This is a genomic window from Aphanizomenon sp. UHCC 0183 (assembly GCF_009712065.1).
In the GTDB taxonomy this organism is placed as follows: Bacteria; Cyanobacteriota; Cyanobacteriia; order Cyanobacteriales; family Nostocaceae; genus Dolichospermum; species Dolichospermum heterosporum.
Map to the genome: position 1 here is coordinate 6,867 of NZ_VILC01000049.1, position 13,347 is coordinate 20,213.

General features: G+C 40.2%; 11 protein-coding genes and 1 other RNA gene. 5 read left to right on the forward strand and 7 right to left on the reverse strand.

Translation table 11 applies throughout. From position 1 onward, the window contains the following. Positions 1-94: 94 nt before the first annotated feature. The 3 genes from ssrS to FJR37_RS16585 form a co-directional block, all read right to left on the reverse strand. Positions 95-279: non-coding RNA, 6S RNA (gene ssrS, locus FJR37_RS16575), on the reverse strand. A 39-nt stretch (positions 280-318) separates the two neighbouring features. Further along, positions 319-1,479 carry a 5-(carboxyamino)imidazole ribonucleotide synthase gene (locus FJR37_RS16580; RefSeq protein ID WP_039205196.1) on the reverse strand — a complete coding sequence of 387 codons (1,161 nt, stop codon included), beginning with the start codon at positions 1,477-1,479 and terminating at the stop codon, positions 319-321. Next, positions 1,470-1,958: a pentapeptide repeat-containing protein gene (locus FJR37_RS16585; protein WP_039205198.1), complete on the reverse strand. Its 489-nt coding sequence runs from the start codon at positions 1,956-1,958 to the stop codon at positions 1,470-1,472. The genes FJR37_RS16580 and FJR37_RS16585 overlap by 10 nt, the downstream gene beginning before the upstream one ends. Before the next feature lie 432 nt (positions 1,959-2,390). Here FJR37_RS16585 and FJR37_RS16590 point away from each other — a divergent pair, with 432 nt between their 5' ends. The 3 genes from FJR37_RS16590 (at position 2,391) to FJR37_RS16600 (ending at position 4,813) form a co-directional block, all read left to right on the forward strand. Next, positions 2,391-2,714: a hypothetical protein gene (locus FJR37_RS16590; protein ID WP_027402048.1), complete on the forward strand. Its 324-nt coding sequence runs from the start codon at positions 2,391-2,393 to the stop codon at positions 2,712-2,714. Positions 2,715-2,812: 98 nt separating this feature from the next. Beyond that, a complete protein-coding gene (locus FJR37_RS16595) occupies positions 2,813-4,264 on the forward strand; it encodes an ATP-binding protein (protein ID WP_168466563.1) in 1,452 nt (483 codons plus the stop codon). Between the two features lie 93 nt (positions 4,265-4,357). Next, the gene (locus FJR37_RS16600) at positions 4,358-4,813 is read left to right on the forward strand and encodes a DUF29 domain-containing protein (RefSeq protein WP_168466564.1); all 456 of its coding nucleotides are present in this window, start codon (positions 4,358-4,360) and stop codon (positions 4,811-4,813) included. 106 nt (positions 4,814-4,919) lie between these two features. On the opposite strand, the gene mutS is transcribed toward FJR37_RS16600, so the two are convergent. Next, positions 4,920-7,520, reverse strand: a complete 2,601-nt coding sequence (gene mutS, locus FJR37_RS16605) for a DNA mismatch repair protein MutS (RefSeq protein ID WP_168466579.1) — start codon at positions 7,518-7,520, stop codon at positions 4,920-4,922. Between the two features lie 260 nt (positions 7,521-7,780). Here mutS and FJR37_RS16610 point away from each other — a divergent pair, with 260 nt between their 5' ends. Then, positions 7,781-7,969, forward strand: a complete 189-nt coding sequence (locus FJR37_RS16610) for a hypothetical protein (protein WP_039203047.1) — start codon at positions 7,781-7,783, stop codon at positions 7,967-7,969. 187 nt (positions 7,970-8,156) lie between these two features. Here the strand turns inward: FJR37_RS16610 and FJR37_RS16615 are convergent, their stop codons facing one another. From FJR37_RS16615 to psaK, 3 genes are all read right to left on the reverse strand, one after another. Next, positions 8,157-9,656 carry an ATP-binding protein gene (locus tag FJR37_RS16615; protein WP_217355306.1) on the reverse strand — a complete coding sequence of 500 codons (1,500 nt, stop codon included), beginning with the start codon at positions 9,654-9,656 and terminating at the stop codon, positions 8,157-8,159. Positions 9,657-10,948: 1,292 nt separating this feature from the next. Further along, positions 10,949-12,145 (reverse strand): site-2 protease family protein, encoded by a 1,197-nt coding sequence (locus tag FJR37_RS16620; protein WP_168466566.1) that lies wholly within the window; start codon positions 12,143-12,145, stop codon positions 10,949-10,951. 127 nt (positions 12,146-12,272) lie between these two features. Beyond that, positions 12,273-12,521 (reverse strand): photosystem I reaction center subunit PsaK, encoded by a 249-nt coding sequence (gene psaK, locus FJR37_RS16625; protein ID WP_027403464.1) that lies wholly within the window; start codon positions 12,519-12,521, stop codon positions 12,273-12,275. Between the two features lie 129 nt (positions 12,522-12,650). Here psaK and FJR37_RS16630 point away from each other — a divergent pair, with 129 nt between their 5' ends. Further along, positions 12,651-13,304, forward strand: a complete 654-nt coding sequence (locus FJR37_RS16630) for a phosphoribosylanthranilate isomerase (RefSeq protein WP_168466567.1) — start codon at positions 12,651-12,653, stop codon at positions 13,302-13,304. The last annotated feature ends 43 nt before the right edge of the window (positions 13,305-13,347 follow it).

The window sequence follows — 13,347 nt, forward strand, 5'->3', positions numbered from 1 at the left end:
AATCTTTTTCTCTCTGTATTTTGCTTTTTGCCTCCAAATGTCAGGCAAATATCGTAAAGCTCCCCAGTTTCATCAACCAGGGAGCTAAAATTTTTAGTTCACCACAACGCCGTTTTACCTAAGTTTATGACCTGGTTAAACCAGGTGGGAACTGAGGGTTCTCATTTAAAGTTTCCGGGTACAAGCCCGGTATACTGCCACGAGAATTGTTTAGCTCCCTTGTTGTTAAAGACATAGATCAAAAAACTTGATGGCAGTCACCAATCGTCGTAGTGCAACTAACTCATTATAGCTTTGAAAAATAGTTTGTGTATTTATTTAGGGAAAATTTTGGCAAATTTTTGCTGGGGGATACCAGATGGATTCAATTTTGTGTATGGTGTCTTTGGCTTCATCCAGAGTATCTTGCTCCAGGAGAACGGTGATATGTCCTAGTTTACGTCCTGGACGAGCTTCTGTTTTGCCGTACCAGTGGACAGTAGCTTTGGGAATAGCGGCAAGTTGTTGACGTTGTTTCTGATAGTCGCTATGGCTGCTTTCATATCCTAGCAGATTAACCATCACAGCACTAGCACAACGTAATCTAGTATTGGTTAATGGTAAACCACACACCGCTCTCAGATGTAGTTCAAATTGGGAAGTTTCACAAGCATCCAGGGAAAAATGTCCAGAGTTATGGGTGCGTGGTGCTATTTCATTAATTAGAATTTTACCTGCGGCGGTGAGAAATAGTTCAATGCCACAGACTCCTACATATTGAAGGCTAGTTAATAGTTTATGGGCGATCGCTTCAATTTCTAAATTTTGCTCTTGGGTGATTTTAGCTGGGGCAATTACCCACCGACAAACCTGTTCTTCTTGGCGAGTTTCTACCGCTGGATAGATGATAATTTCCCCATTTACAGAACGGGCTGCAATTATCGCCAGTTCTTTGGTAAAAGGTACAAATTCTTCGACTAAAAACTGGGTACGACTTTGATTAACTATTTTTGATAAGGTCGGAAAATCGGGAATGATAAAAGTTCCTTGACCATCATATCCATGTCTTCGCGCTTTGAGAACCACCGGAAATCCCAAGTTTTCAATCTGAGATTCTACCGCTTTTTCCCCTGATAATGCTAAAAACTGAGGAACTGGCAAACCTAAATCCCGTAAATAGCACCGTTGTTCATATTTATCTAACAGAGGTGCTAAAGCTGCTAAGGTCGGGCGAAAACAGACACCCTGTTTTTCTAGTAGTGATAAAGCAGCAAGATCCACAAACTCGTTTTCAAAGGTAACGATATCACACTTTGTAGCTAAAATCTCTGTGGCTGCGGCATCATCAACTGCCGCAAAAATGCTATCTTGGGCAATAGATACAGCCGGATCATTTTGACTAGGAGTTTGGACTATTAATTCTACTCCCAGTTTACGCGCTGCATCTGCCATCATCCAAGCTAGTTGTCCACCACCAATTATCCCAAGTTTTATTGACATCCTAACGACTCACGAGTTTCTACACCAGTTTGAGAATTTACACCGCTGGCTTTTTGACATAGCTCCTTAATTTGCGCTTTATCTAGAATTGCGTCTGTAAAATCTGCACCTGTGATATTAACATCTGTAAAGACAGTGCGGAGTAAAAGAGCTTCGATTAAAACGGCATTACTTAAATCAGCACCTATTAATTTTACCTCATTCATCATCGCATTGGTTAAATCTGCTCCATGCAAATTTGCCTTTGTCATGACTGAAGCACTGAAAACTGTTCCTCGCAAATCCGCACCTGTAAAGTTAGCCATTTCCAAGTTAGCGTTAGAAAATTCCGCAGCTTGTAAACTTTGTCCTGAAAAGTCTTGTCTTGACAACTCTGCATTACTATATGATAAAGGATGTGTCCAGTCTGCCAATGCTGTTTGTGGGATGAACCAAAGCATAATTCCCAAAATCCATCCTAAGCCTTTTTGCCAAAACATAGTTAATGAGTCCCAATTAGTGATGAATAGTTAACAGTTGATAATTCGGGCGTTGCATGAAGGTTAATGGCAATTACTCCTTTTTCCAATTACTGTTTACAATAATTCATTAAATTTGATGACAAGTAAAGTTTTTTATCTTTTAAAGTCTAGTAGTGAAAAAAACTGATAATGTATGGATCGTAGAGGTAGCCGTGGGGCGGGGTTTTTGATGCCTAAAAATATTTGATAACCATTTAAATGTTGACATGAAATTGAATATCATCAGCAACGGTTATAGCGAGTATGTACTTAAATAAGGTAAAAAGTTTATGGGAAAAATTATCCAGTAGAAATCTTTTACTTATTGACTGCTGCTATATCTGACTAAGAATCTTGAAATTATTAAAATTGACGAACAGCATACATCAATAATACAAAATTGGTATTTATATGATAAATCATTACTCTATTCAATGGATTGAAGCGTGGTGCTTAGAAAATGGCTGGACAGATTTATTTGTCGAGAGACGTGGTAATTATTGGGCGTTTCCTCCGGGGGGAGTGATGCCAGAACCAATTCCCATGAATGTGTTAAGAGTAATTAAAGAAGAAAACGGCTTAACCAATCAGGAAATTTACTGGGCTTTTGCTGCCATATCCACCACTATTTTAGCAGTGATTTATACTTTTTTGTGGAAATGTCCGATTCCTTTAGTGTTATCTTTTGCGTTTAATGCTGTCACAGTGGCACAATTTGAACCAGATGATGATTAGAGTTTTGCAGATGAAAATTAAGATATTAAGATTAATCCATTGACCTTAATGCTATTTTTATCTAAAATAAGATTAATCTACTAATCTTATATCTCCCCATGCTGGAAATTGCAAAGAAGGATATTATATCCCGTCTTCAATTTGATAACCCCTGGTGGGAACAAGGGAAGAACGGGAAGATTGCTTTTGAGAATACGCTTCGGCGAAAGTATTTTGAGGCTTTTCATCAGAAAATCTTAGATGTAAGCGTTCGTCGTGCAGTCGTTTTGATGGGACCCAGGCGCGTCGGTAAGACTGTGATGGTTTATCACAGTGTCCGCGAACTCTTAAACTCTGGTATTGATGAGAAAAATATTTTATATCTCTCTCTGGAAACCCCGATTTATACAGGACTTCCCCTAGAAAAAATACTTAGTTACTTTCAAGAATTATTCAATCACAAACGTGATGCCAAGCTATTTATATTCTTCGATGAAATTCAATACTTGCGTAATTGGGAAATACACCTGAAATCCCTTGTTGACTCCTTTGCTGAATACCGTTTTGTTGCTACTGGATCTGCTGCTGCTGCACTGCGATTAAAAAGTGCTGAATCCGGTGCTGGGCGGTTCAGTGATTATATTCTCCCGCCTCTAACTTTTACTGAATACTTGATGTTCATTGGTCGAGAAACGGAACTTATAACCGCTACACCAAATAAAAACCCTGTTTATTCGTATGAATATTCTACCTCCAATATCGAGACACTTAATGAGGAGTTTGTTAACTACCTGAATTTTGGGGGATACCCAGAAGCAGTTTTTTCCGAGACGATTCGGCAAGATCCTGGACAGTATATTAAAAGTGATATTATTGATAAAGTGCTACTGCGCGATCTGCCTAGTCTTTACGGTATCAGTGATATTCAAGAATTAAACAGACTTTTTACTACCTTGGCTTACAACTCTGGTAATGAAGTAAATTTAGAGGGATTATCTCAATTTTCTGGTGTCGCCAAGAACACTATTAAGCGTTATCTTGAATATCTTGAAGCTGCGTTCTTAATTCGGCGTGTTGAGAGAATTGACCAAAATGCAAAGAGATTTAAACGGGCTGTGTGTTTCAAGGTTTATTTAACCAATCCGTCCATGCGAGCGGCGCTATTTGGACAACTTAATGCGGATTCTGAGGCTATGGGAGCGATGACTGAAACTGCTATTTTTAGTCAGTGGCAACACAATATGACTATTGAGCTTTATTATGCACGCTGGAATTCAGGAGAAATTGATATTGTCCATTTAAAGCCCTCAAATCAGTCACCTTCTTGGGCTGTTGAAGTCAAGTGGAGTGACCGTCCCTACAGGTCAAATTCCGAACTTGATAACTGTGTAGAATTTGTCAAGAAAAATCCAACTATATCTCATCCAATTATGATAACGAGTCGAACTATTACAGATGAAAACTTTCTGTATAAAGGAGTGAATTTCGCATTCCAGCCAGCTAGTCTATATGCTTACATTCTTGGTGCTAATATATTGCGTCGCATTAATGAAAAAGTGAGTACATTCTAATCAATCCTTTTTTGAAAAATTTCTAACCCCTGACTTATTTTGTAAGTTATATGATTAAAATATCATTAACAATGAAAATGAAATTCGCTGAATATGGATAACTTTTCTTTGTATAATCAAGACTTCTATGCTTGGACACAACAACAAGCAAAAGCTTTAGAACAAAAGCTAGTTGTAGAATTAGACTGGCAACATTTGCAAGAGGAAATTCAATCTTTGGGAAGACATGAATATCGAGAATTGATAAGTCGTTTGGGTGTGTTAATTGGTCATTTATTGAAATGGGAATATCAACCTGAACAACGTTCTCGCAGTTGGTTTCTCACAATTAGAGAACAACGTCGTGCTATTCAAAGACATCTCAGACAAAACCCTAGTTTAAAATCTCGGATAACAGAAGCTATGTTAGATGCTTTTGAAACAGGAGTTGATTTAGCCTTACGAGAAACTAATTTACCATTAAGAACTTTTCCTGAAGATTGCCCCTATTTATTTGATGATATAATTGCTGATAATTTTTTGTGTGATACTCTTCAAGATTGGGAATGATAATTTTTCTATAAGTCAATGAAGAAAGAATTAACCGCAGATGGAAGAGGATAAACACAGATGAACGCAGATAATTTTGTACTTCATTAGACGAAGAAGCCTCATATTAAAGTCCTTCACGCAATCCCATGGCTATTTTACTGTGTTTTTCGATTTGTCCCATCACCTGTTTTGCCCGTTGAATTACCACAGTCGGTAAACCTGCTAATCTTCCGGCTTCTATCCCATAGGATTTATCAGCACCACCGGGTTGAACTTGATGTAAAAAGATAATTTGGTCTGGTAATTCTTTAACTGTAACTTGATAGTTTGCCACATTGGAAACAATTGTAGCTAATTCATTTAACTCGTGATAATGGGTGGCAAAAATTGTGCGAGATTTAATCTCAACAGCTAAATATTCAGCTACAGCCCAAGCAATTGATAAACCATCAAAAGTTGCTGTTCCCCGACCAATTTCATCTAACAAAACCAAAGATTTTGCCGTTGCATGATTGAGGATATTGGCAGTTTCATTCATTTCCACCATAAAGGTAGATTGACCTGTGGCTAAATCATCTACAGCACCAACACGGGTAAAAATGCGATCGCACACTCCCAATTTAGCAGACCGCGCCGGCACAAAACTACCCACCTGCGCCATTAACTGAATTAAACCAACTTGACGCAAATAACAACTCTTACCACTCGCATTTGGACCGGTTAAAATCACTAAATCAGGGGAAGATAAATTCTTCTTTTCCTCTTCCTTCGCTTCCTTCGCTCCTTCGTGGTTCATTTCCTTCCCCCCTAAGCAAGTCGAATTAGGGACAAAAAAACCAGCAGGTAAAGACTGTTCTACCACTGGGTGACGACCATCAATTACGTCAATTTCCCGACCTGTAACCATCTCAGGACGACAGTAACCTTGATGGACAGCTAATTCCGCCAAACCACATAATACATCCGACGCGGCTACTGCACGGGCAATATTCCGAATGATTTCATCTTGAGAACCCACTTCATTGCGTAATGCTTCAAAAATCTGATATTCCAACTGATTTAAATCATCTCGCGCTGTGAGGATGCGTGCTTCTCGTTCTTTTAAATCAGGAGTGATGTAACGTTCCTCATTTGTTAAAGTTTGTCTACGAATGTAATTATCGGGAACTTGGTCGGATTTACTGCGGGAAATACTGATATAATAACCAAAGGTTTTATTAAATCCTACCTTCAAAGTGGGGATTCCTGTTCTGGCTCTTTCATCAACTTCTAAGTTGGCAATCCATTGTTGATCACTTTCCACAGTGGCTTTTCTTTCATCCAACAACGGATTCATCCCCGCCCGAATTAAACCGCCTTCTTTTAAATGAGTCGGTGGTGATTCTACGATGTGAGCGTGTAATTTTTCTGCTAGTTCTTCGAGGATGGGTGGGACTTTTTGCAAAGCTTTTAAGAACGGGGAACGGGCATCGGCAACTAAGCGAGATAATTCGGGTAAACGGGAGAAAGAATCAGCTAATGCGACTAAATCCCTGGCATTTGCTCTACCAGAGGCTGCTCTGACTGTTAACCGTTCTAAATCATAAATTTGTCTTAATAACTGCCGCAGGTCTTGACGTAAGGGCGTATTTTCTACTAATTCTTGGATGGTATCTTGGCGGGATTTAATCCCTTTAATCTCCAGTAGCGGTTGTAACAACCATCTTCTTAAAGCTCGGCTACCCATTGCGGTGCTAGTTCTATCTAAAGCCCATAATAGAGAACCGTGAAATGTACCATCGCGGACGGTTTGGGTAATTTCTAGATTACGACGGGTTTGATGATCGACGATTAAATAATCAGTGAGGGTATAAGTGCGTAATAATTGCAGGGAGACGGGATGGGCTTTTTGTGTGTCTTCGATGTATTCTAAAAGACCACCTGCGGCGCGAACTGCGAGGGGAAGATGTTCACAACCTAAACCTTCGAGCGATCGCACTTTGAATTTCTGCAATAATTTACTTCTAGCTTCTGCTTGGGAAAAGGGGACTTGCGATCGCAAACTATAGCAGAATGATGGTGGTAAACATTGGGGAAGAGATGGGGAGGTTTCCCCAGGACGCAGTAAACTACCTAAATCGGGGGCGTTGGTGGGAAACAGGACTTCTGAAGGTTGCAACCGCATTAACTCTTGAGTCAGGTGTTCTAAATCACTACCTTGAGATGTGAGAAATTCTCCTGTTGATATATCTGCATAGGCTAAACCCCAATGATTGACAGCAATTACCACAGCCGCTATGTAGTTATTCCGACTGGCTTTGAGCATCCCCTCTTCTAATAATGTCCCTGGAGTGAGGATGCGCGTTACTTCTCGCTTGACCAAACCAATGGCATCAGCGGAGTCTTCTACTTGGTCGCAAATTACCACTGCATAACCTTTTTCCACTAGTTGAGTTGTGTAGCGTTCCCAAGCGTGATGAGGTACACCTGTCATGGCAACGCGACCGACTTCACCACCATGTTTACTGGTTAAAACTAATTCTAATTCCCTGGAGACAGTTACAGCGTCTTGAAAAAAAGTTTCAAAAAAATCACCAACTCTGTACAGTAGCAACGCATGAGGATATTTATCTTTCACTTCTACATAATGCTGATACATCTTACTTAGCTTACTGCGGTCTTCTACCAGATTTGTATCAGTAAGTGATGTGTTGGGTTGATTGGGTTCTGGTGTGGAAGTCGTCATGGTAAGATGCTGAGAATTTATTGGCAACAGATTTTTGGCACTCTATTTGATCATAGCTTGATGTGGGGGATAGGGTGCGATCGCTTAAGGTTTATTTATGGTTACTGCCCACATTTAGCAGGTAATTTCAGTTGATGCAACAGGGCTATACCTGAAAGCAGGAACAGCGATCGACTACAGCCAAAACTAGTTACAGCGTCACCGTTAATGTTGATGATACCACCGTTGGCAATACCCCTGATGCTTTTGCCAATTACACCTTGAGTATCACCAACGTCAACGAAGCACCCACTATTGTCAGTGCGATCGCCGATCAAACCGCCAAACAAGGTAACGCTTTCAGTTTCCAAATTCCCACCAATACCTTAATTTCCGGTGGTGCTGGTGCTGACCAATTCTGGATTGTCAATGCTGAATTACCCAAAGCTAGTACAGGTTGGCGTAAATAGCATGACCATTAAAATCTCTGAAAATTTGATAGATTACAAGGCTTGAAATCTGTCCCACTACTTATGGCGATCGCCTAGCACCGCAAGGCGGAAGTCAAAAGTCAAAAGTCAAAATGAAGACAGTATAGGCCTTTGGAGGATTTAGAATGGTTGGTTTATTTACGCCGTTTTGTACTAATACCGAAAATCATCCGCGAATCACAATAATACTGCGCCCTGCGGGACTAGTGGCATTTTCGGTGGTGGTGCGATCGCTTAGTGGCAATAAACCTTCACGGCGATCGAAGATCACTAACCAACCTGTATCCAAATTTAAACCCGATAGATATTTATCCAATTGCTTTAATCCTTCTGCTAAAGGATCTGGTTTGCGATCGCGCCATACTTTTAACTCCATTCCTAACGTCAAATCCCCATACCGCAAACAAATATCCATCCGCCCCGAACCGATCGCATACTCTCTCTCTAATGTGCCGCCGCCATTAACCACGCGATGCAGAAAAGCCATTAACACTAAGTGTGGTGCAATTTCGGGATAGGGAGTACTTTTAAATAATGGTTCCCCATGTTGTTGCCAAAATTCGAGAAACGCTGCCAATAGTTCCATTGGTATTAATTCACCCTTGTCGCTTAACCATCTCGGTTCAATTCTCCCGATCGAAGCATTTGTGGTATAGCTTAAAACTCTAGGTATGACTTCTTGATAAATGGGATTAGCGATTTCTAGACCTCTGCTATTATCCATTTTGCATAGTCCTAAATCCAACAAATATCGAATATCGTCATTGGGAACATTCGGTAAATCTTGCCCTGCTAACATTGGTTCAATAATTGCTTTTACTCTGTCTTCTCTGAGTCTTTCCGCAAGGCTATCCAAATGCGTATCTTGTCGTTGAATAAGAATCTCTTTCGCCTGATTGATTAATTCTACTGTAATTGGAATCGTCACATCTTTGGCTAAAAACTCTGTCGCCTGACGAGCGATCGCATTGACTAACCAAGGTTGACCATCGGTTAAATAAAATGCTCTAGCGATCGCTTCTGATGTAAAAATCTGTCCAGTCTCCGCAGTATGTTGTTCGTATAGCTTTTTGACATCTGCCAAACTAAAATTGGGAAGTGTAAGAGATTCTACTTTGATATTAAATGGACTCGATGTATTGAGTCGTTGGCTACCGCCTGAAGCTACTTTATAATCCCGCACATCACGCATTCCAATTAGACCTAAAGAATGGGGAAACCCCTGTGGACGATTGGGATAGCCCGATCGCAGTTGTCTCAATACCGATATTAAAGTCTCATCGCTTAAGGCATCGATTTCATCGAGAAAGATGGCTAGAGGACGCGATGATTTTTTTGCCCAAATACTAAATAATGTGCCGATCATGCTTCCTGCATTGGTATCTGGCCATTCTGGAGGATAAAGATTTTCAGGCAATCGAAATTGAATAGATTGTTTCCATTCGTCTAAAATTGCGCGTTCCGCAGCCCCTGGATCGTGGGAAAAGACGGCTCCGACTTCGAGGGAGAGCATCACGGCTGTATAGGCTCCACTGGCGGTTAGTTCCTGTGCAAGGGTTAACATCGCTGTAGTTTTGCCGACTTGTCGAGGGGCGTGAATGACAAAATAATTTTGCTGGGCGATTAGTTGGGTTAGTTCGGGTATCCGCTCTGTAGACGACAGCATATAGTGGATGTCTGCTTTGCAAGGGCCTGCTGTGTTAAACCATTTGGGCGTATTTTGGGGCATATTAACTTTGCTGAGAAAATGTCTAAGGATTTAGTCTATGGATTTAGTTTAAGGGACTTCCAAGAAATAAATTATCCTGATTAACGAACCACGGAGGCGCAGAGGACACAGAGGAATAAGGGTTTGAGAGATTTTTGCCTTAGGTGGTTTATCGGTTGTCAAGAGATTGCTTCCTTTCACTCGCAATGACAACTCATTGGAAGTCCCTGTTAACTGTTATTTAATTTTCTCCTAATTACTTTTTAATTTTACTGGGATAGTGTAATTATTATTAACAAAAAAATTTACGGCAAACAAGCAGTAATACGCTTATTTTTTAACAATTGCTGAATTAATCTCGATAAATCCCAAGCGAACTGCTTGCAGCAGTGCTTCGCGATCGCCCTAACTAAGTAGTCGGACAAAATTAAATTCACTCGTTGAGAGAGGGAACAGGGAACAGGGAACAGAAAAATCAATTGTGTAATTAATTCTGTCCCATTACTTAACAATAGTTAGGGCTTGCTAAATAAAGCTAAAACCATTTATTAATAAGGGTTTCGCGGATTTTTATCACAAAAAAGTGCAAGGTTTTGGCTGATGGTGTCTCAAAATAGGTGCATTTTTCTTTGTTGGATTTGGAAAATTGAGGATATCCAGATAAGTAGGTGAGCGTTGAAAATTGTCGTTATGGCAAGGCAAAAGGCAAGAGGCAAGAGGCAAGAGTGAAGAGGGTTTGGGCGATTTTACATTTCTTTACACAGTTTGGTTTTATTGTGTTCACCTACTTAGTTGAAACTGTTCCCTGTTCCCTGTTCCCTGTTCCCTGTTCCCTGTTCCCTGCCCTCACAGACAACTTTTTCAGCAAACCCTAGTTAGGATGATAAATTTTGTTTTTTTAGGTGAAAGTTTGCAGGAGCTAAAATTATGTTTTTTCACAAAAAAGAATCAATTCACCCTGTCAAAGTTGAGTGAACGTCTTTTTGGTAATATCCAACCAGATGAAACTGTCTGCTAAGGGACTTCCAAATAAAAAAATACTCAACCACCTAACGCAAAAATCTCTCAAACCCTTATTCCTCTGTGTCCTCTGCGCCTCTGTGGTTCGTTAATCAGGATAATTTATTTCTTGGAAGTCCCTAAATAAAAATTTTATTGTCAGAATCAGGATTTAAGGATTTACAGGATTTATTAATCATCAAGCATCCTTAATCCTGATTATCCTGATATGGCTACGGTATCAGACATTCTTATGGTTCTACAGACTTTGCTATTACCCCTAATTGTAAACCTGGGGGAAAGCTCCCTTCCTCCTTAATTCGCTTAATTTCCGCAGCAGTAATTGGCAAATTTAACTTTTGTGCTAATGCTTGGACAATATCCCCTCTATCAATGACACCAGCAACAGCATCCGCAGGAGAAAGAACAGTAATTTGAGATAGTTGTTCGGTTTCTAATTTCCTAATTACCTCAGCCAAAGAAGCGGATTCAATCACAGTGGGAATTGTCGTCAAAGGGTGAACAATAGTTTGTAAAGTTTGAGTTTCCCATTCACTTCTTTGCGTTGTCCGCAAGTCATTAATTTTGACTAACCCCCGATAACGACCATCAGCAGCCGCAAAATAAACTTGCGGTGTAGTAGTTTCTAAAAGATATAAATCAGCAAATTCTCGCAATGTTTGATTGGCATCAACTACCCGAAAATTACGAGTCATGCCATCGGCTGCTACTAACTTGAGTAAGGTTTCTTGTAATGTGGTGACACGGTCATAACTCTTAGCATTGCGGACTGCAAACCAGCCGATCAAAACCATCCATAAACCCGTGATAAATTCTCTGGTAAAGAAGTCAATAGCAAACCCCAAAGCGATCGCACAATAACCTAAAATTTGTCCAGCTTTTGCTGCCCAGTGTACCGCTTGAAAGCGATCGCCTGTAACTTTCCACAAAGCCGCTTTTAATACCTGTCCCCCATCCAAAGGCAACCCAGGAATTAAATTAAATAAAGCCACCACCAAGTTAATCCTCGATAAATCTCCCGTCATTTCATTTAAGGGGTTACTATCAGGAATCAAACTTGAACCTAGACGCAGTAAGAAAAATAGAATCACACTTACCGCAGGACCAGCGATCGCCACCTGAAAAGCTTGACCAGGAGTTTTTGACTCCTCCTCAATTGCCGCCACCCCCCCAAACAAAAACAAAGTAATTGAATTCACCTTAATACCTTGGGATTGTGCCACCAAGCTATGTCCCAACTCATGTAGCAGCACCGAAGCAAATAACAGCAGTGCCATCATCAAACCAGCACTCCAACCCGCAACAGCCCCCCATTGCTGATAAGCTAACCCAAAATTCAGAGTTGTTAGCCCCAAAATCACAAACCATAAGGGGTCTAAAAATAAAGGAATGCCAAATAAAGAACCTATTTGCCAATTTGTTTGCATTATTAGATATTTCCAGAAATTCTTTTATAGAGAGAAATGTATGTATAACTCTAGGATAGACAATTTTAAATAGCATAGATCCCCGACTTCTCCAAGAAGTCGGGGATCTGGAATTTGTTAATCCAACTTACAAACGACCAATATTAGTCAGTCCTAACACAATACCAATACCAATTACATGACCAAAAGCCATTGCTCCAATGAATCCTGGTACACTTACAGGCAATACAGGCATCGCAGGTCCAACTTTAGCAGATTTCAGTGCAAAAGTAAATAATAATACAACTGCGCTGCTGGCACTGATAATGATACCGACTGTAGGACTCCACACTGGTGTAACAGGAACGGATGCTGCGGCTAATAAAATTGATGACATGAAATTGTTTTCTCCTAAATGAAAAAATGAATATAGTCCTACAGAATTATAAAATTACCCAGGACAAAGCAAAAGTTTTTAACTTGAATTAAGATACTTTTGTGATTATTTGTAACTTTTCTGATAGAAATGCGGGTTAAAATTTGCGGTATTACTCAACCAGAGCAGTCTCTAGCTATAGCTGCCTTGGGTGCAACAGCACTAGGATTTATCTGTGTTCCCACTTCTCCTCGTTACGTTACCATAGCCCAAATTCAGGCAGCCATAGCTGCACTGGCTGAAGGCAACGCCCCGATTTCCAAAAATATTGATAAAATCGGCGTTTTTGCTAACACTGCTATTTCTGAAATTAGTCAAATAGTCAAAAAGTCTGGTTTAACCGGTGTCCAGCTACATGGAGACGAAACACCAGAATTTTGCCAGCAATTACGTCAATCCCTACCCCAAGTGGAAATTATCAAAGCCTTGCGAGTCCGCAGTTTAGAGCATCTACAAACCACCATACATTACACAGATTATGTAGATACTCTACTACTTGATGCTTACCATCCCCAACAGCTAGGAGGAACAGGACAAACCTTAGATTGGCATCAACTAAATCAGCAATTTAGCCCTAGTCTTCCTTGGTTCTTAGCCGGAGGACTCACACCAGATAATATTTTGACTGCTTTAAGTCAAATTAAACCCAATGGTATTGATCTATCTAGTGGTGTCGAACACTCACCAGGTAACAAAGATTTAGATAAAGTAGCCCTATTGTTTCAAAAGTTAGAGAATTGGTAATTGGTAATAGGCAATAGGCAATAGGCAATAGGCAATAGGCAAT